Source organism: Nonomuraea sp. NPDC049028 (assembly GCF_043197735.1).
Lineage (GTDB): Bacteria > Actinomycetota > Actinomycetes > Streptosporangiales > Streptosporangiaceae > Nonomuraea.
In genome coordinates, this window is record NZ_JBICTR010000001.1 from 1,312,082 (window position 1) to 1,331,245 (window position 19,164).

16 protein-coding genes are annotated in these 19,164 nt (G+C 70.0%); 11 read left to right on the forward strand and 5 right to left on the reverse strand.

All coding sequences use genetic code 11. The features are described from left to right. Positions 1-110: 110 nt before the first annotated feature. Positions 111-1,748: a phosphoglucomutase (alpha-D-glucose-1,6-bisphosphate-dependent) gene (gene pgm, locus ACGFJ2_RS05910; RefSeq protein ID WP_357955615.1), complete on the reverse strand. Its 1,638-nt coding sequence runs from the start codon at positions 1,746-1,748 to the stop codon at positions 111-113. Between the two features lie 76 nt (positions 1,749-1,824). Between pgm and ACGFJ2_RS05915 the strand changes: the two genes are divergently transcribed. From ACGFJ2_RS05915 to ACGFJ2_RS05930, 4 genes are all read left to right on the forward strand, one after another. After that, the gene (locus tag ACGFJ2_RS05915) at positions 1,825-2,718 is read left to right on the forward strand and encodes an LLM class F420-dependent oxidoreductase (RefSeq protein WP_357955613.1); all 894 of its coding nucleotides are present in this window, start codon (positions 1,825-1,827) and stop codon (positions 2,716-2,718) included. Positions 2,719-2,788: 70 nt separating this feature from the next. Continuing rightward, entirely contained in the window at positions 2,789-3,394 is a 606-nt protein-coding gene (locus tag ACGFJ2_RS05920; RefSeq protein WP_393465123.1) for a glycoside hydrolase family 25 protein, read from the forward strand. A gap of 42 nt (positions 3,395-3,436) precedes the next feature. Beyond that, complete coding sequence (thrS, locus tag ACGFJ2_RS05925; protein WP_393465126.1) at positions 3,437-5,398, forward strand: threonine--tRNA ligase; 1,962 nt, start codon at positions 3,437-3,439, stop codon at positions 5,396-5,398. Between the two features lie 276 nt (positions 5,399-5,674). Continuing rightward, positions 5,675-6,583 carry an LLM class flavin-dependent oxidoreductase gene (locus tag ACGFJ2_RS05930; RefSeq protein WP_393465129.1) on the forward strand — a complete coding sequence of 303 codons (909 nt, stop codon included), beginning with the start codon at positions 5,675-5,677 and terminating at the stop codon, positions 6,581-6,583. A 188-nt stretch (positions 6,584-6,771) separates the two neighbouring features. Here ACGFJ2_RS05930 and ACGFJ2_RS05935 read toward each other — a convergent pair whose 3' ends face one another. Then, positions 6,772-7,161 (reverse strand): Asp23/Gls24 family envelope stress response protein, encoded by a 390-nt coding sequence (locus ACGFJ2_RS05935; protein WP_357955607.1) that lies wholly within the window; start codon positions 7,159-7,161, stop codon positions 6,772-6,774. 484 nt (positions 7,162-7,645) lie between these two features. Between ACGFJ2_RS05935 and ACGFJ2_RS05940 the strand changes: the two genes are divergently transcribed. Together ACGFJ2_RS05940 and ACGFJ2_RS05945 are read left to right on the forward strand one after the other, a co-directional pair. Further along, positions 7,646-8,020 carry a hypothetical protein gene (locus ACGFJ2_RS05940; protein WP_393465132.1) on the forward strand — a complete coding sequence of 125 codons (375 nt, stop codon included), beginning with the start codon at positions 7,646-7,648 and terminating at the stop codon, positions 8,018-8,020. 161 nt (positions 8,021-8,181) lie between these two features. Beyond that, the gene (locus ACGFJ2_RS05945) at positions 8,182-8,712 is read left to right on the forward strand and encodes an HIT domain-containing protein (RefSeq protein WP_308016238.1); all 531 of its coding nucleotides are present in this window, start codon (positions 8,182-8,184) and stop codon (positions 8,710-8,712) included. Here the strand turns inward: ACGFJ2_RS05945 and ACGFJ2_RS05950 are convergent. The 3 genes from ACGFJ2_RS05950 to ACGFJ2_RS05960 form a co-directional block, all read right to left on the reverse strand. Next, on the reverse strand, positions 8,668-10,722 hold the full coding sequence (locus ACGFJ2_RS05950) for a hypothetical protein (protein ID WP_357955602.1): 2,055 nt from the start codon (positions 10,720-10,722) through the stop codon (positions 8,668-8,670). The two genes, ACGFJ2_RS05945 and ACGFJ2_RS05950, sit on opposite strands and share 45 nt — an antisense overlap. Positions 10,723-10,810: 88 nt before the next feature. Beyond that, positions 10,811-12,385 carry a glycoside hydrolase family 10 protein gene (locus ACGFJ2_RS05955; protein ID WP_393465137.1) on the reverse strand — a complete coding sequence of 525 codons (1,575 nt, stop codon included), beginning with the start codon at positions 12,383-12,385 and terminating at the stop codon, positions 10,811-10,813. 130 nt (positions 12,386-12,515) lie between these two features. Then, positions 12,516-14,654 carry an elongation factor G-like protein EF-G2 gene (locus ACGFJ2_RS05960; RefSeq protein WP_358187258.1) on the reverse strand — a complete coding sequence of 713 codons (2,139 nt, stop codon included), beginning with the start codon at positions 14,652-14,654 and terminating at the stop codon, positions 12,516-12,518. Between the two features lie 144 nt (positions 14,655-14,798). On the opposite strand from ACGFJ2_RS05960, the gene pgsA reads away from it, so the two are divergent. From pgsA to ACGFJ2_RS05985, 5 genes are all read left to right on the forward strand, one after another. Continuing rightward, positions 14,799-15,431, forward strand: coding sequence for a phosphatidylinositol phosphate synthase (gene pgsA, locus ACGFJ2_RS05965; RefSeq protein ID WP_393465141.1), 633 nt, complete (start codon positions 14,799-14,801; stop codon positions 15,429-15,431). After that, positions 15,428-16,336, forward strand: a complete 909-nt coding sequence (locus tag ACGFJ2_RS05970) for a phosphatidylinositol mannoside acyltransferase (RefSeq protein WP_357955593.1) — start codon at positions 15,428-15,430, stop codon at positions 16,334-16,336. The genes pgsA and ACGFJ2_RS05970 overlap by 4 nt, the downstream gene beginning before the upstream one ends. Beyond that, complete coding sequence (locus ACGFJ2_RS05975; RefSeq protein WP_393465145.1) at positions 16,333-17,463, forward strand: glycosyltransferase family 4 protein; 1,131 nt, start codon at positions 16,333-16,335, stop codon at positions 17,461-17,463. Before ACGFJ2_RS05970 ends, ACGFJ2_RS05975 begins: the two co-directional genes overlap by 4 nt. A gap of 72 nt (positions 17,464-17,535) precedes the next feature. After that, positions 17,536-18,066, forward strand: a complete 531-nt coding sequence (locus ACGFJ2_RS05980; protein ID WP_393465317.1) for a hypothetical protein — start codon at positions 17,536-17,538, stop codon at positions 18,064-18,066. Between the two features lie 77 nt (positions 18,067-18,143). Further along, complete coding sequence (locus ACGFJ2_RS05985) at positions 18,144-19,151, forward strand: DUF3048 domain-containing protein (protein ID WP_357955586.1); 1,008 nt, start codon at positions 18,144-18,146, stop codon at positions 19,149-19,151. Positions 19,152-19,164: the final 13 nt, after the last annotated feature.

Sequence of the window (19,164 nt, forward strand, 5' to 3'; positions counted from 1 at the left end):
CAGCCCCGCCTGACCCCAGCCCCGGCCCGGCCTCAGCCCTGGCCACCCGTCCTGCCTGCCCGCCGCACGCCCGGTCTCTGTTGGAGGCCGGGCGTGCGGCGGTCGGGGCCTCAGCCCAGGGTGGCCGAGACCAGGGAGCGGGCCTCCTTCTGGACCTCGGCCAGGTGCTCGGGTCCCTGGAAGGACTCGGCGTAGATCTTGTACACGTCCTCGGTCCCCGACGGCCGGGCCGCGAACCAGGCGCTCTCGGTCGACACCTTCACCCCGCCCAGCGCCGCCCCGTTGCCGGGCGCCGCCGTCAGCACCGAGGTGATGGGCTCGCCGGCCAGCGACGTCGCCGTGACCTGGTCGGCCGACAGCTTGCCGAGCACCGCCTTCTCCTCCCGCGTCGCGGGCGCGTCCACCCGGGCGTACGCCGGCTCGCCGTACCGGGAGGTGAGCTCCTTGTAGTGCTCGCTCGGCGAGCGCCCCGTGACCGCGAGGATCTCCGACGCCAGCAGCGCCATGATCACGCCGTCCTTGTCCGTCGTCCACACCGACCCGTCGCGGCGCAGGAACGAGGCCCCGGCGCTCTCCTCGCCGCCGAACCCGAGCGAGCCGTCCAGCAGCCCCGGCACGAACCACTTGAAGCCCACAGGCACCTCGTAGAGCCGCCGCCCGAGCGACTCCGCCACGCGGTCGATGACGCTGCTGCTGACCATCGTCTTGCCCACCCCGGCGCCCGCGGGCCAGCCGTCGCGGTGCGCGTAGAGGTAGGAGATGGCCACGGCCAGGTAGTGGTTGGGGTTCATCAGCCCGCCGTCGGGCGTGACGATGCCGTGCCGGTCGGCGTCGGCGTCGTTGCCGGTGGAGATCTGGTACTCGCCGCTGCTGGCGATGAGCGAGGCCATGGCGTACGGCGACGAGCAGTCCATCCGGATCTTGCCGTCCCAGTCGAGCGTCATGAACCGCCAGGTCGGATCCACCAGCGGGTTGACCACGGTCAGGTCCAGCCGATGCCGCTCGGCGATCTCCCCCCAGTAGGCGACGCTGGCCCCGCCGAGGGGGTCCGCGCCGATGCGTACCCCCGCCGACCTGATCGCGTCGAGGTCGAGGACCGAGGGCAGGTCGCCGACGTAGGCGCCGACGAAGTCGTAGCGCCCGGTCGTGTCCGCCCGCAGGGCCTTCGTGTACGGAACGCGGAGGATGTTCTTCATGCCCCCGGCCAGCAGGCGGTTGGCCCGGTCCTGGATCCAGGTCGTGGCGTCGGTGTCGGCCGGGCCGCCGTGCGGCGGGTTGTACTTGAAGCCGCCGTCGGGCGGCGGGTTGTGCGACGGCGTGATCACCACCCCGTCCGCCAGTCCAGTGGAGCGGCCGCGGTTGTAGGTGAGGATCGCGTGCGAGACGGCGGGCGTCGGCGTGTAGCCGTCGCGGCTGTCGATGAGGACCCGTACCCCGTTGGCCGCGAACACCTCCAGCGCCGACACCCGCGCGGGCTCCGAGAGCGCGTGGCTGTCGACGCCGAGGAACAGCGGCCCGTCCGTGCCCTGGGCGTGGCGGTACTCGCAGATCGCCTGGCTGGTGGCGAGGATGTGATCCTCGTTGAACGCGGTGTTCAGCGACGAGCCACGATGCCCGGAGGTGCCGAACGCCACCCGTTGCGCCACCTCGTCGGGATTGGGGTGGAGGGCGTAGTAGGCGGTGACCAGCTTGGCCACGTCGACCAGGTCGGCGGGTTGGGCGGGCTGTCCGGCGCGTTCGTGGGTCATGAGGCCACTTTACGAGTGGCCGCTCAGAGAGGGTCGGCTAGACTCGCGTCAGTCACTAGAATGGAGTTCTGTTGCCATGCGTATCGGACTGCTCCTGAACGAATCTCAGGATCCGGACCCGCTGGGCGGGCTCCGCGACAAGCTCGCCAAGGCCGCCGACGAGGGCTTCGCCTCCGCCTGGCTCTCGCACATCTTCGGCCTCGACGCCCTCACCACGCTGGCCGTGGCGGGCAGCCAGGTGCCCGGCATCGAGCTCGGCACCGCCGTGGTGCCGACCTTCCCGCGTCACCCCCTCGCGCTCGCCCAGCAGGCCATGACGGTCAACGCGGCGGTACGCGGGCGGCTGTCGCTCGGCATCGGCCTGTCGCACCAGATGGTCATCGAGAACATGTTCGGCTACAGCTTCGAGCGGCCGGGCAGGCACATGAAGGAATACCTGGAGATCCTGATGCCGGCCACGCGCGGCGAGCAGGTCGACTACGACGGCGAGACCCTCAAAGCCCACGCCCGGCTCACCACGCCGGGAGCGGGGCTGCGGGTGCTGATCGCGGCCCTGGGCCCGCGCATGCTCAAGCTGGCCGGCACCGTCGCCGACGGCACCGTGCTCTGGATGACCGGCCCCAAGACGGTCGCCGAGCACGTCGCGCCCACCATCACCGCCGCCGCGAGCGAAGCCGGGCGGCCCGCGCCGCGCGTGGTCTGCTCGCTGCCGATCAGCGTCACCGACGACGTCGAGGCCACCAGAGCCCGCGCCAACGAGATCTTCGCCATCTACGGCCAGCTGCCCTCCTACCGGGCCATGCTCGACCGGGAGGGCGCGGCCGACCCCGGTGACGTGGCGATCGTCGGCGACGAGGACACCGTGCGCGCCCAGCTCGACGGGCTGGCCAAGGCCGGGGTGACGGAGTTCGTGGCCTCCGAGTTCGCCCATCGGGAACGCACCAGGGCATTCCTCAAGACACTTCTCTGACCGGCTCTGATCAGCCCTGACCGGCGCGTCGGTGGGGTGACCGGGAGGCATCCGAATAAACTCCCGCAAGGTGAAGCGCTTGCTGCATGGCATAGACGTGTCCAACTGGCAAGGTTCCGTCGACTGGACCGGCCACGCGGGAGCCGGGGTAGCGTTCGCCTTCGCCAAGGCCACCGAGGGCGGCGACTACACCGACGCGTACTTCGCCCGCAACTGGCAGGGCATGCGGGAGAGCTGGATCGTCTGCGGCGCCTACCACTACGCCCGCCCGAAGGGCGACCCCGATGAGCAGGCCCGCCACTTCCTGAACGCGGTGGGGGCGGCGGGCGGCTTTCGCCGCGGTGACCTGGTCGCGCTCGACCTGGAGAGCAACGACGGGATCCGGCCCGAGCAGGTCGCCCAATATGCCCGCCGCTGGTGCCGCTACGTCGAGCGGCACGGCGGCGTGCGCCCGTTCGTCTACACCTTCCCGTGGTTCGCCCGCGGAGGTCACTGCGCGGGGCTCGGTGAGTATCCGCTGTGGATCGCCAACCCGGAGAAACCCTGCGGCGAGCCGCTGGTGCCCGGTCCCTGGGGCGAGTGGACGATTCACCAATACGCCAACAGCCCGCTGGATCGCAACGTCTTCCGCGGGAGCCGGGAAGACCTGACAAGGCTGGGGTTTCACCCGCGATAGCATCGGTGCTTACCACCAACACTGCTATCCAAGGGAGTCACCGTGTCAGCCGAGCTACGCATCACCCTCGCCGGAGCCGAGCGTGTGGTCGCGGCCGGCACGACGGCCGGTGACGCGCTGGAGGCCGACGGCCGCACCGTCATCGCGGCCAGGGTCAACGGCGAGGCCCGCGACCTGGCCCACCAGGTCGCGGATGGCGACGTCGTCGAGCCCATCGAGGTCTCCAGCGACGAGGGCCGGGCCATCGTCCGCCACTCCACCGCCCACGTCATGGCGCAGGCGGTGCAGGAGCTGTTCCCCGGGGCCAAGCTGGGCATCGGGCCGCCCGTCGAAAACGGCTTCTACTACGACTTCGACGTCGAGCAGGCGTTCCACCCCGATGATCTCAAGCGCGTCGAGAAGCGCATGCGCGAGATCGTCAAGCAGGGGCAGCTGTTCTCCCGCCGGGCCGTCTCCGACGACGAGGCCCGCGAGGAGCTGGCCGGGGAGCCGTACAAACTCGAGCTCATCGGGCTCAAGGGCGGCTCGCTCGAGGAGGAGAGCGTCGAGGTCGGCACGGGTCAGCTGACCATCTACGACAACCTCGACCCGAAGACCGGCGAGCTGTGCTGGAAGGACCTCTGTCGCGGCCCGCACGTGCCGTCCACCAGGTCCATCCCGGCCTTCAAGCTCATGCGCTCCGGCGGCGCCTACTGGCGGGGCAGCGAGAAGAACCCGCAGCTCCAGCGCATCTACGGCACCGCGTGGGAGTCGCGCGACAAGCAGGACGACTACCTCAAGATGCTGGAGGAGGCCGAGAAGCGCGACCACCGCAAGCTGGGCGCCGAGCTCGACCTGTTCTCCTTCCCCGACGAGCTGGGCTCCGGGCTGGCGGTCTTCCACCCCAAGGGCGGCGTGATCCGCCGGGTGATGGAGGACTATTCGCGGCGCAAGCACGAGGAGGCGGGCTACGAGTTCGTCAACACGCCGCACATCACCAAGGAGAAGCTGTACCAGGTCTCGGGTCACCTCGACTGGTATCGCGACGGGATGTTCCCGCCCATGGAGCTCGAGGGCGCGCGCTATTACCTCAAGCCGATGAACTGCCCGATGCACAACCTGATCTTCCGTGCGCGGGGGCGGTCCTACCGCGAGCTGCCGCTGCGGCTGTTCGAGTTCGGCACCGTCTACCGCTACGAGAAGTCAGGCGTCGTCCACGGCCTGACCCGGGTGCGCGGCCTGACGCAGGACGACGCCCACATCTACTGCACCCGCGAGGAGATGCGCGACGAGCTGGCCTCGCTGCTGCGCTTCGTCCTCGATCTGCTGCGCGACTACGGCCTCGACGACTTCTACCTGGAGCTGTCCACCAAGGACCCGGAGAAGTTCGTCGGCTCCGACGACGCGTGGGAGGAGGCGACCGAGACGCTGCGCGAGGTCGCCGAGTCCGAGCACCTGGACCTGGTGCTCGACCCGGGCGGCGCGGCCTTCTACGGACCGAAGATCTCCGTGCAGGTACGTGACGCCATCGGCCGCACCTGGCAGATGTCGACGATCCAGCTCGACTTCAACCTGCCCGAGCTGTTCGAGCTCGAATACCAGGCGGCCGACGGCACCCGCAAGCAGCCCGTCATGATCCACCGGGCGCTCTTCGGGTCGATCGAGCGCTTCTTCGGCGTGATGGTCGAGCACTACGCGGGCGCCTTCCCTCCGTGGCTGGCCCCCGTGCAGGTCGCCGGCATCCCGATCGCCGACGCGCACATCCCCTACCTGCAGGACGTGGCCAAGAAGCTGCGCGAGCGCGGCATCAGGATCGAGGTCGACACGGCCGACGACCGGATGCAGAAGAAGATCCGCAACGCCCAGAAGTCGAAGGTCCCGTTCATGCTGCTGGCCGGTGACGACGACATCGCCAACGGGGCGGTCTCGTTCCGCTACCGCAGTGGCGAGCAGAAGAACGGCGTGCCCGTGGAGGAGGCGATCGCCGAGATCGTCGACGCTGTGGAGCGTCGCATCCAGGTCTGACTTTCCAGCGTCTAAGAAGGGGTACGGCGGGAGTTCGCCGTACCCCTTCTTGCGTACTGCGGCCTGGCGCTGTGGGGTCTGGAGTGCTCTGGGGGAGTCGATGAGGTCTGTCAGAACTTGTGGGGCGGTGAGAATGCGGTAGTCTGCCCGTACTCTGAAGATCACGCTTCCCAGAGATACGCCGCAGAGTGGAAGCAAGGCCCGCACATCGCGTGTGAGGACCCCGGAGGGGCGGTGCGATCTGTTCGCATGCCCTTTCGAAGGAGTGTTCTCCCGATGAACGTAGGTCTCGGCCTCCCCATCAATGACCCCGCCCAGCTGCTGACCTGGGCCCGCCGCGCCGACGCCGGCCCTTTCAGCGCACTCGGACTGCTCGACCGGCTCGTCTACGACAACCCCGAGCCACTGGTCACCCTCGCCGTCCTGGCCGGTGCCACCTCGCGTGTTCGCCTCCAGACCGAGGTGCTGATCGCGCCCCTGCACAACACCGCGATCCTGGCCAAGCAGGCCGCCACGCTGGACCGCCTCTCGGGCGGCCGGTTCACACTCGGCATCGGTACGGCAGGACGCGAGGACGACTACCTGGCAGCCGGTGTCGACGTCCACCGCCGGGGACGTCGCCTCGACCAACAGCTCGCCTCCCTGCGACGCGCCTGGTCCGGCAAGCCGTTTGGGGTCGGTAGTGGCGATGGCGTGAGTTTGGTGAGTCCTGTGCCTGTTCGGCCTGAGGGCGATGGCGTGGGTCCGATCGGGCCCGCGCCTGTTCGGCCGGGTGGCCCCGAGGTGTTGTTCGGTGGCTTCGTCCCGGCGGTGTTCGAGCGGGTCGCCCGATGGGGTGATGGCTTCCTGGGTGCCGGGCTCGGGCCCCAGTGGATGGACATGGCCTTCCGCGACGTGGAGCGGCGATGGGAGCTTGCCGGTCGCGAGGGCCGTCCCCGCCTGGTGGCCCAGGTCAACGTCGCCCTCGGTCCGGAGACGGTGCTGGCGGAGGCCAGAAAGGAGATGGGCGATTACTACGCCTTCACCGGGCGGCCCGAGCACATGCTGGCCGGGCTGCTCACCACGTCCGCCGCGATCCGGGACGTGGTCACGGCGTTCACCGGCATTGGCGCTGACGAGGTGATGCTCTACTGCTGGGCCTCCGACCCGGACCAGATCGACCGCCTAGCCGACGCGGTGGCCTGACCCGCATCCGGGCGGTACGTGCCACCGGACCATTACCCTGCGTCGCGCCGGCCCGCTGCGTCGCTCCGGACCGTTGTTCTGCACCGGGCCGGTGCTCAGGTGCTCTCCACCGGTCCGGTGTTCGGGTGCCCTGCTTGGGGGGTGCACTGGAGTCGTGTCCAGGGGCGGTGGGCTGGTTGGGATCTTGGTCAGAAGGGGTCTGATCCCGAGGGCTCTTCGGTGGGTCTGGGCTCGCCGGGGAGGCGGACGTCGTCGACCGTGACGTTCACCTCGGTGACGCGCAGGCCGAGCATGCGGCTGACGCTGCGGGCCACATTGGTCTTGACGGCGGCGGCGACCTCCATCACCACATGGCCGTACTCGACCACGATCGTCAGGCTCACCGCCACCTGGCGGTCCTGGATCTGTGCGCTCACGCCCTGGTTGCCGCGCTGGGAGCCGATGCCGATGCGGTCGCGGACCGACTCGAAGGCCCGGGCCAGGTCGCCGCCCATGTCCGCGACGCCTGACACCTCCATTGTCGCGAGATAGGCCACCTTCTCTACCACCTCGTCGGCGACCTTGATCTGCCCCTTCACCACGGCCGCGGTGGCCGTCGGCCGGTCCCCAGAGAACGCCGTCGCGGCCGCCTCTCCGTACGGCGCGGTGCCGGATCCGGCAGCGGGAGTCGCGGCGGATCCGAGCCCGGTAGATCCAAGCCCCGTGGGTCCAGGGCTGGCGGGTCCGAGCCCTGTGTGTCCAGGGCTGCTGGGTCCGAGCCCTGCGGGTCCAGGGCTGGCAGGTCCAGGGCTGGTGTGGCGAAGTTCGGCGGTGCCTGGTCCGGAGGGGCCAAGTTCGGAGACGCCAAGGTCAGGGAAACCAGGGTCAGGGAAACCAGGGCTGTCCGGGCTGGGCTCTGGGTTGGCGGGGGCGATGCCGCGGAGTCCGACGCGGCTGGAGTCGGCGCCGCTTCTGCGAGATCCGCCACTGCCACTGCCACTGTCACTGCCGATGCTCCGGGCGCTGACGACGCTGGAGTCGGCACCGGTGCCACGGACTCCGGCGTCACCAGAGATGGAGCCGATGGAGCGGACTCCAACGTCGCCGGAGTCCAAGCTGGGGCTGGGGCTGGGGCTGGGGCTGGGGCTGGGGCTGGGGCTGGGGCTGGGGCCCAAGCCAGAGCCGGAACCGGAGCGGGAACTGGAATCCGAGATGGAGCTGGAGTGGGAGCCCAGGCTGGAGCCGGAATCCAAGCCGGAACCTGAGCCGGAGGTGGACCCCAAGCCGGAATCCGAGCCGGAGCCCACGCCGGTACTCCAGCCGGAACCGGAGTCCGCGTCGACGCTGGAGTTGGGGCCGATGGAGCGGAGCGGGCCGCCACCGTATGGTTCGGGGCCTCGTTCTGTGGTGCCGGCGCCGGTGCCGGCGCCGGTATCGCCATATCCCATGGCGAGGTAGGCAGGGGGTTCGTATCCCGTGCTGTTCGTCCCCGTGGTGCCCGGGTTGGTGGTGTCGTCGCCTAATGCGTCGGTCATCGCGGCCTCCTCTGGGCGGTCTTGAGGATTGTCCCGGAAGCCTGTGCCGTTTGTCCCAAGACCTGGGGCCCTATGCTGCTAGATATGCACGATCAGGCAGGGGCCGGGGCACCAGACAACTTCCAGCGGCTGTGGACCCCGCATCGGATGGCCTACATCAAGGGCGAGGGCAAGCCGACGGGGACGGGCGCCGACGACGGGTGTCCGTTCGACGCCATCCCCAAGATGAGCGACGAGGAGGGGCTGATCGTGGCCAGGGGGGAGGTCGTGTACGCGGTGCTCAACCTCTACCCCTACAACTCCGGCCACCTCATGATCGTGCCCTATCGGCACGTACCCGACTATGACCTGCTTGATGGCGCCGAGCTGGTGGAGCTGGCGGAGTTCACGCAGCGGGCGGTGCGCGCGCTGCGCAAGGCGAGCGGGGCCCAGGGGTTCAACGTCGGCATGAACCTCGGTCAGGTGGCGGGGGCGGGCATCGCCGCCCACCTGCACCAGCATGTGGTGCCGAGGTGGGGCGGCGACACCAACTTCATGCCGGTCGTCGCGCAGACCAAGGTGTTGCCGCAGCTACTTCGTGACACGCGCGAGCTGCTCGCCGACGCTTGGGACTGACGGCCGCGGCAGCGCGGAGATGCCCGCCGACAGCAGCAGCGGGATGGCCAGGGCCAGGGCCATCGACAGTACGGCCGCGCCGGAGTCGTTGACCAGCATCCCGAGGACGCCGCTCACGAGCGTGCCGATCAGCCCGGCGCGCAGCGCGGGGGAGTAGGTGAAGGCGGCGGGCACCACTCCGGCGGAGGCCTGCTCGGGCCGCAGGATCGCGTAGACGAGGAACGCGGTGGCGGCGATCACGATCGGCATCAGGTTGGGGCTGAGCAGCGTGGCGAGCATGGCGCTGAGCTTGCGCAGGATGACCTCGAGGGCCTCGCCGCTGAGCACCTGTCCGACGAAGCGGCCCAGGTGGGTCTGCTTGTCGGGCGGCTGCAGGTAGTTGATGACCGCGAACGTCATCACGATCACCGCCCCCGCCACGCAGAACGCGCCCAGCTTCACGATCGACACCCGCTTGCCCGCTATGAGCAGTGCGGTCACCGCGATGCCCGGGACGAACGCGATCACGCCGCCGAAGTCGCTGCCCATGCCCGAGCCGCCGAGCACCATCGCGAACGCCCCCAGCACCGCCACCGCCGCCACGCCCACCTTGCCGGGGAAGTGGTGGGCGATGGTCGTGGTCGCCAGCAGGGTGCCGGTGGCCAGCAGCGCGAACGGGATGTTGCCCAGGCCGTAGTAGCGGGCGCCCACCTCGGCGCTGTAGCCCATGATGCTGTTGAGCTGCAGGGTCGTGCCGGTCAGCAGGTCGCCGGCGAGCGTGAGCGCGGTGATGCCCGCCACGACCGTGAGCGGGCCGAGCGGGTTGCGCCGCCACGGCCCCGCGCAGGCGAGGAGGGTGATGGCCGCCGTCCAGCCGAGCGCGCCGCCGATCAGGCCCGGGAGGGTGGACCACGGCAGCAGGTTGACCAGGTAGCTGGAGACGGGCAGCGAGGCCAGGGCGACCGCGGCCAGGCGTACCCAGGGCAGGCCCTTGCGGCGGCGCAGCAGCAGGAACGCGATCAGGTAGAACAGGACCTGCAGCACGGCGACGACCGTGAAGTAGATGCCCTTGACCGAGCGGATCGTCTGCGCGGTGGCGTCGGCGCGGCGCAGCCGGTCGATCGTCGCGCTCTGCGCGCTCACCTGGAGCGGCACGCCCACGACCGTGCCGGGCACCGGCACGCCGACCGTGGTCAGCGCGGTGGCGGTCAGGTCGGGCAGGATCGAGATGTCGTCGCGGTGCGTGGAGGCGGCGCCGAGCAGGCGGCCCTGCGCGCCGGGCTGGCGCAGCATCGCCACCCGCAGGTGCGGTACGGAGCCGTGGTCGGACAGGCCGGCCAGGATGACGGTGGCGTCGGCGGGCAGGGCCGACAGCAGCGCGCCCGCCTTCGCGTCGGCCTGCCGCAGCGCGGCCCGGCGCTCGGGGGCGCCGAGCTGGTCGGGCACGCGGGGCAGCTTGCCGGAGGCCAGGTAGGGGCGGATGAGGTCGTCGACCTCGGCCGCGACCATCCGGCACTGCGTCAGGTCGGCGGCCGTGACCTGATCGGGGGAGGCGAGGTAGCGGGACACCGCGCCGCTCCGGTCGGCCAGCGCCAGCGCGGCGCCGGGGCCGACCGCGACCGAGCACTGGCCCGCGGCCTTCAGCGCCTCGCCGAGCGTGCCCGCGTTGCGCTGGCCCGCCACGTCGATGAGGTAGCGGTAGTCGGGGATGACGGCGCCCTGGCCGCTCGCCTCCGGCGCCGGCGGCGCGCCGCAGCTGTAGCCGGAGGCCGATCTGGTGCCCGCCGACACGGTGAGCCACCCGTCGTAGGGGCAGGTCAGGCTGCCCACAGTCCGTACGGACAGCGATCCGATCGCACTGGCACCCGCGAGCCGCCACAGATTGGGCGTGTCGTTCGGGGTGATGTCGTTCCAGTGGAGCCCCGGCACACCGATGAGCGCGACCCGCCCACCACCGTCCTCGGCCTGCCCCGCCTGGGCGAACCCCCCGACGAACAGGAGAACCGCCATCACGACCAGCACGCGCCTCACGGGAATGTCCCCCTACGATCTACGGCTACCGTCCGCAGCATCGTCTCACCTCGCCGTGGGTGGCGAGACCGTTCACAGCTCCAGCCTCTCAAGCCGGGGCGACCGTCACCTTGGCGGGCTTGCTCTCGTTCTGCAGGCGGTCGAGGGAGGTCACCAGGTAGGTGCCCGGCGCGCCGGCCGTGAAGGTGGGTGTGGTGACCACGGCCACCAGGTTGCGGGCGTCCACGGACTGGCAGTCCTGGCCCGACTTCGGGACCTCGTAGACCGCGTACGAGCGGGCGCCCTGGCTCGCGTTCCACGAGATGACCTGGCCGGCCGCCTTGACCGCCGCGGGTTTGGCCGGAGCCTCGCCACCGCGGTCCTTGATGAGCGGCAGCAGCGCCGGGCGGCTGTAGTGCTCCTTGGCCAGGCGGTCGACGGCGCCCAGCGGGTTGCTGAGCAGCTGTGCGGCGCTGAAGTAGACGTCGCCGCCGATCTGCCGGTATTCGCGGTTGAGCGTCAGGTGGGCGGACAGCTCGCCCGGCTTGGTCCACGCCTTGTCGTCCCTGGTGCCCACCCGGTAGAGGGCCTGGCCGATGTAGAGGTCGACGTCGGTGCCCTTGACCTCGTTGGCCCACCAGGGCGCCAGGGCCCGGTAATCGGCCGCCTTGAAGCCGCGCGACCAGTAGAGCTGCGGCATCACGTAGTCGACTGTGCCCGCCTTGATCCAGTGCCGCGCATCCGCATAAATCGAGTCATAGGCCGACATGCCGGAGGTCTTGGAGCCCGTGGGATCCTCCGCCTTGTTGCGCCAGATGCCGAACGGGCTGACGCCGAACTTGACGTACTTTTTGGTCGCGTGCACGGCCTCGTCGACCTGGGCGATCAGCTTGTCGACGTTGTCCCGCCGCCAGTCGGCGAGGTTCTTGCCCTTGCCATACTTTGTAAAGGCGGCCGCGTCGTTGAACGTGCCGCCCTCGCCCGGATACGGGTAGAAGTAGTCGTCGAAGTGCACCCCGTCGATGTCGTAGCGCCGCGTCACGTCGGTGACGACCTTGGTGACATGCTCGCGGACCGCCGGCAGACCGGGGTTGTAGTAGAGACGCCCGTCGTACTTGACGGTCCAGCCCGGGTGCTGGCGGGCCGGGTGGTTGGCGGGCAGTTCGGCCACGTCGCCGTCGTAGGAGGCGCGATAGGGGTTGAACCAGGCGTGGAACTCCAAGCCACGCTTGTGCGCCTCGGCGATGAGGAACGGCAGCGGGTCCCAGCCCGGGTCCTTTCCGGCGGTGCCGGTCAGATACTGCGTCCACGGCTCGATCGAGGACTTGTAGAGCGCGTCGGAGGCCGGCCGCACCTGTACGAACACCGCGTTGAAGCGGCGTTTGACCGCCGCGTCCAGAATCTTGAGGTAGTCGGCCTGCTGCTTGGCGACGGACAGGCCGGTGCGCGAGGGCCAGTCGATGTTCTTGACCGTGGCGATCCAGATGCCGCGCAGCTGGCGCTTGGGATAGCGGACGTCGGCGGTGCAGGCGGCCCCGTCCCGCGTTTCGGCCGCCGTCTTCTTCGCGGAGGTGGAGGCGGTCACCGCGGGCGTCTGCTTGGCTCCCGGTCCGAAGAGGTAGGCGGCGCCGACGGTGACGGTGGCGAGGGCGGCAGCGGCGATGAGAGGGCGTCCGGTTCGCATGATGTTCCAGTCTGGCATTGGCTCCGACGTGCGCAGGCCGGAAAAAAGAAATCGTTTCGTGATGTTCGAGTGGCCAGAGTAATGGATGTGCCGGGAGGGACGGCGCCCCTCCCGGCTTCGGTCCCGTACGTCAGTCCGTGACGGCGACCTTCTCCGCCACGTGCGTCGGCAGCGGCTCGTAGCGCAGGAACGCCCGCTGGAAGGTCCCGGTGCCATGCGACATGGACCGCAGGTCGATGGCGTAGCGGGTGATCTCCAGCTCGGGCACCTCGGCCTTGACCAGGGTGCGTCCGGTGCCCACCGGCTCGGTGCCGAGCACTCGGCCGCGCCGCGACGACAGGTCCGACATCACCGAGCCCACGTAGTCGTCGGCCACCAGCACCGACAGCTCGTCGACCGGCTCCAGCAGCAGCGTCGGCACCTTGGACGCGGCCTCCTTGAGCGCCAGCTGCCCGGCGATCTGGAAGGCCATGTCGGAGGAGTCGACCGAGTGCGCCTTGCCGTCGTACAGCGTGACGCGCACGTCCACCATCGGGTAGCCGGCGACGACGCCCCGCTCCATCTGCGCGCGTACGCCCTTCTCGACCGACGGGATGAACTGCCGGGGCACCACACCGCCGACGATCTTGTCCACGAACTCGAACCCGCCGCCGGACGGCAGGGGCTCCACTTCCAGATGGCAGATCGCGAACTGGCCGTGGCCACCCGTCTGCTTGACGTTGCGGCCCATCGCCTGGCACTTGCCGCCGAACGTCTCGCGCAGCGGCACCCGCAGGTCGATGCGCTCGACCTCGACGCCGTGCCGTTTGGACAGCCGGTCGAGGAGCACGTCGGTGTGGGCCTCGCCCATGCACCAGAGCACGAGCTGCCGGGTCTCGGCGTTGTTCTCCAGCCGGAGCGTCGGGTCCTCGGCCACCAGGCGGCCCAGCGCCTGCGACAGCTTGTCCTCGTCGGCCTTGGACTTGGCCTGGATGGCGACCGGGAGCAGCGGCTCGGGAGTCTCCCACGCCGTCATGAGCAGGGGCCTGTCCACCTCCGACAGCGTGTCGCCGGTCTCGGCCCGGGAGAGCTTGGCCACCGCGATGATGTCGCCCGCCACCCCCTTCGGCGCGCCGCGCTGCTGCTTGCCCAGCGGGCAGGTGAGGGTCCCGATGCGCTCGTCCACATCGTGATCCTCGTGCCCGCGCTCGGCCAGGCCGTGCCCTGACACGTGCACGGTCATGTCGGGGCGCAGCGAGCCGGAGAAGACGCGTACCAGGCTGATGCGGCCCACGTACGGGTCGCTGGTGGTCTTGACGACCTCGGCGACCAGCGGGCCGTCGGGGTCGCAGGTGATGCCCTGGACGGGCTTGCCGTCGAGGGAGGTGATCTCCGGCATCGGGTGTTCGAGCGGGGAGGGGAAGCCCTGCGTCATGAGTTCGAGCACCTCTTGGGCGCCCACGCCGATGCCGCTGCACAGCACGGGGAAGAAGCTGCCCCGGGCGACGGCCTTCTCGAGGTCCTCGATGAGGACCTTGGTGTCGATCGGCTCGCCCTCCAGGTAGCGCTCCATGAGCGACTCGTCTTCGCTCTCCTGGATGATGCCCTCGATCAGGACGCCGCGGTGCTCCTCGATCTGCGACTCGTACTCGGCGCCCGGGTCCTTCTCGGTGCGCGTGCCCGTGGCGTAGTTGTAGAACTTCTGCGACAGCAGGCCGATCAGGCCGTTCACGTGCCCGTTGGTGATCACCGGCAGGTAGAGGGGGGCCACGCCGTCGCCGAAGACGTCCTGGCAGGTGGCGAGGACCTCGTCGAAGTCGGCCCGCTGGTGGTCGATCTTGGTGATCACGACGGCTCTGGGCATGCCGACCTGGCTGCACTCCTCCCACAGCATCTGGGTCAGCCCGTCGATGCCCTCCGAGGCCGACACGACGAACAGGGCGGCGTCGGCCGCGCGCAGTCCGGCGCGCAGGTCGCCCACGAAGTCGGCGTAACCGGGGGTGTCCAGAAGATTGATCTTGATGCTGTTGTGCACCAGCGGCGCCAGTGACAGGTTCACCGAGCGCTGCTGACGTACCTCCACCTCGTCGAAGTCGCTGACCGTGTTGCCGTCCTCCACCCGGCCGGCCCGCTGAACGGTGCCCGTCGCGGCCAGCAGCTGCTCCACGAGGGTCGTCTTACCCGCCCCTGAATGGCCGACCAGCACGACATTGCGTATCGCATCCGCCCTGTCGGCCGCTGGTGCCCTGCCCGCGGCTCCCATGGCATGACCAGGGTTCTTTTCTGCCACATTCGCCTCCCGCGTCGTCGGTTGACGTGCCAACGCCGCGCCCGAGCGAGGGGACAGAAACCGCATGGACGCGGTGTGTTCACCAAATACCCCTGTGGCGGATATCACAAGGGGGGTGGGGCAAAGAAAGTCGTCGGCTCGTAAATGGCCTACGATCAGACCGCGATGCTGAAACTCCTGCGCCCGGCCATGACCCGGATACTCACCCCGCTGGGCAGGGCTCTGGCCGCCCGCGGGATCGGACCGAACGTCGTCACGGCGATCGGCACGATCGGCACCGTCGTCTGCGCCCTGCTCTTCTTCCCGCTGGGCCAGCTGTCCTGGGGCGCCCTGCTGATCACGGTGTTCGTGCTGTTCGACCTGCTCGACGGCCTGGTGGCCCGGCTCGGCGGCAAGGGCGGCAGCACCTGGGGGGCCTTCCTCGACTCCACCCTCGACAGGGTGGCCGACGCGGCCATATTTTCCGGGCTGATTCTTTACTTCATCTCGAAGGACGACGCGCTGATGGCCGCGGTGACGCTGGCCGGCCTGGTCGCCGGGACGCTGGTGTCCTACGCCAAGGCCAGGGCGGAGGGCCTCGGGCTCACCTGTGACGTGGGGCTGGCCGAGCGGCCGGAGCGGCTGGTCGTCGCGCTGGTGGCCACCTTCTTCGCCGGGCTCGGCGTACCGTACGTCCTGCCCGCGGGGATGTGGCTGCTGGCACTGGCCAGCGCGGTCACGGTGGTGCAGCGGGTGGTCCACGTCCACTCACAGACGCGGCAGACGAGGGAGCGATGAGCCAGAAGATCTCGGTCACCGATCGGGTCGTCGCCGCGGGGTTCGCGGCCGGCTGGAAGCTCGTCCCGCTGCTGCCCCAGCGCGCGACCGCGGGGGCGTTCCGGCTGCTGGCCGACCGGGTGTGGCGCAAGCGTGGCAGGTCCGTGCGCCGCCTGGAGTCCAACCTGGCCAGGGTGACGGGGCTCGATCCCGGCAGCGTTGAGCTGCGCGAGCTGAGCCGGGCCGGCATGCGCTCCTACTTCCGCTACTTCCACGAGGTGTTCCGGCTGCCGTCGATGCGCCGCGAGGAGATCGTCCGCCGCACGCACGTGACCGGCGCCGAGCACATCCACGACACGGTGGCCGCCGGGCGCGGGGTGGTGCTGGCGCTGCCGCACATGGGCAACTGGGACCAGGCCGGCGCGTGGCTGGTGGGGGTGGGTCACCCGTTCGCGACCGTCGCGGAGCGGCTCAAGCCCGAGTCGCTGTTCCGCCGCTATGTCGCCTTCCGCGAAGGGCTGGGCATGGAAGTGCTGCCGCTCACGGGTGGTGACGGTCACAACTTCGGGACATTGGCCACGCGTGTACGCCGGGGCGGCGTCGTCTGCCTGCCCGCCGAGCGCGACCTGACCAAGAGCGGCATCGAGGTGCGCTTCTTCGGCTCGGCCACCAAGGTGCCCGCGGGCCCGCCGCTGCTGGCCGTCCAGACGGGCGCGGCGCTGCTGCCCGCCACCGTCTACTTCCACGGCGACGACTGGGGGATCGACATCCACGAGGAGATCCCCGTGCCCGAGGAGGGCACCAGGCAGGAGAAGGTCGCCATCGTGGCGCAGCGGCTGACGGACGTCTTCGAGAAGGGCATCGCCGAGCACCCGGAGGACTGGCACATGCTGCAGCGGCTCTGGCTGGAGGACCTGGCGAGATGAAGGTGGGCATCGTCTGTCCCTATTCGTGGGACATGCCCGGCGGGGTCAAACAGCACATCGACGACCTGGCCCAGGCGCTCATCGCACAGGATCACGAGGTCTCGGTCATCGCGCCGGCCGCCGACGACGAGGAGCTGCCTCCTTACGTGACGGGCGCGGGCCGGGCCATCCCGGTGCCCTACAACGGGTCCGTGGCCAGGATGTCGTTCGGCTTCATCTCGGCGGCCCGGGTGCGGCGCTGGGTGCGCGACGGCCACTTCGACGTGCTGCACATCCACGAGCCGCTGGTGCCGAGCCTGGGCGTGCTGGCCTGCTGGGCGGCCAAGGGCCCGATCGTGGCCACCTTCCACGCCTCCTGGACGCGCTCGCGGGCCATCGCGGTGGCCGAGCCGCTGCTGCGCAGCGCGCTGGAGAAGCTCAGCGGGCGCATCGCGGTCTCCGACGCGGCCCGAAAGAGCCTGGTCGAGCAGTTCGGCGGCGACACCGTGCTGATCCCCAACGGGGTGACCGTCAGCCGCTACGCCCACGCCGAACCGCTCGACGGCTGGGGGCCCGACGGCGCCACGCTCGGCTTCCTCGGCCGGATGGACGAGGAGCGCAAGGGCCTGCCGATCCTGCTGGACGCCTTCAAGCCGCTGGCGGCCGAACGTCCGGAGCTCAAGCTCCTGATCGCCGGGCCGGGTGACGCCAAGGACGTCTACGACCGGGTGCCCAAGGAGCTGCACGACCGGGTCACCGTGCTCGGCATGGTCAGCGAGGCCGACAAGATCCGCGCCTACCACTCGGTCGATGTGTTCTGCGCGCCCAACACCCGGGGCGAGAGCTTCGGCATCGTGCTGGCCGAGGCCATGGCCTCCGGCGCGACCGTGCTGGCCAGCGACATCCCGGCCTTCCGCAAGGTGCTGGGCGAGGGTCAGGCGGGCGCGCTGTTCGCCAACGGCGACCCGGCCTCGCTGGCCCGCGAGGCGGCGGCGCTGCTCGACGCCCCTGACCGCCGCGCGAAGCTGGCCGAGGAGGCGCTGGTAGCGGTCGGCAAGTACGACTGGTCGACGGTCGCCCGTGACGTGGTCCGGGTCTACGAGACGGTGACGGCCAGCGGCGCGGGCGGCGTGGAGGAAGACCTGTGACCACGGTCAGCGGCGTGGAGGAAGACCTGTGACCTCGGTCAGCGACGTGGGGGATGAGCTGTGACCTCGACCATGATCGTGCTGATCGCGGGCATCGTCGTGGTGCTCACGGCCGTCTACATCTCCTGGCGGGCCGGTCGCCTCGACCGGTTGCACATCCGGCTGGAGCTGGCCCGCGAGGCGCTCGACGCCGCGCTCATGCGGCGCCGGGCCGTGGTGCTGGAGCTGGCCGGCTCCCGGCTGCTCGATCCGGCGACCTCGCTGGTGCTGGCCGCGGCGGCGCACGAGGCCAGGATGGCCGGGCCGGACGATCGCGAGCACGCCGAGAGCGACCTGTCGGGCGCGCTGCGCGCCGTGGTCGAGCAAGAGCGCTTCACCGAGAAGCTGTCGGAGTCGCCCGGCGGCCAGGCGCTGCTCGAAGAGCTCGGCGCGGCCGTGGCCAAGGTCGTCTATTCGCGCCGTTTCTACAACAGCGCCGTGGGTGTCACACGTACGGCCCAGCGGCGCTGGCTCGCCAGAGTCCTTCGCCTGGCCGGACATACCGAATACCCCCAATTCTTCGAAATAGATGACAATCCACCGGCGACTATGGCAACTGAATGACCCGATTTGGAGAGCGCCGGTAGGCTTCTTCCGTTTCTTGGCCCATGCGGAGGAGTACACAGGTGCGGCTACCTCGGATGATTACCGTGACGCTGGCCGGAGCGGCGGTTCTGCTGCCGGTCGCGGCCTGCTCGTCGAACGAGCCCGCGGCGGGCAAGGCCCCGCAGGCGACCACGGCGTCCCCGACCGAGGAGCCCGCGGCCGAGCCCGGCAAGACCCACCCGTTCACCGGGCTGCCGATGGAGGGCGCCGCCAAGCCGGTGCTCGCCGTGAAGATCGAGAACACCGCCGCCGGCAAGCCCCAGCTCGGGCTCAAGAGCGCGGACATCGTCTACATCGAGCAGGTCGAGGCCGGTCTGACCCGTCTGATGGCGGTCTTCTCCTCCAAGCTGCCGGCCAAGGTGGGGCCCGTACGTAGTGCCCGCATCTCCGACCTGCACATCGTGCCGCAGTTCGGCAAGCCCGCCTTCGCCTACTCGGGCGTGCAGTCGCTGATGCTGCCGTTCATGGCCAAGGCGTCGCTGTACGACGTCGGCGACACCCGCAACCCCGGCGCCTTCTTCCGCCAGCCGGGCCGCGTCGCCCCCTACAACCTGTTCGCCACCACCAAGAAGCTGCTGTCGCGGGCGCCGGGTGCCGACAAGGCCAAGGACATCGGCTTCACCTTCGGCGACGCCCCGGCCGACGGCGGCGTGGACAAGAAGACCTACAGCGTCAAGTGGCCCGGCGCGCGCTTCACCTTCGGCTGGTCCGAGTCGGACAAGAAGTGGATGATCTGGCAGGACGGCAAGAAGGACATGGCGGCGGAGGGCGGCCAGCTCGGCGCGCCCACGATCGTCGTCCAGTACACCAAGACCGAGCGCTCCCAGTTCCACGACAAGAACCAGAGCTACACGCCCCTGGTGCACAGCGTCGGCAGGGGCTCGGCGGTGGTGCTGCGCGACGGCAAGGCGTACAAGGCCAAGTGGGAGCGGAAGTCGGAGGAGAGCGGCACGACCTTCACCACGGAGAGTGGCGAGCCGATGAACTTCGCGCCCGGCCAGGTCTGGGTCGCACTCGCCAGCCGCAAGCCTGTCATCCCCTGAAATGCGCACCTAG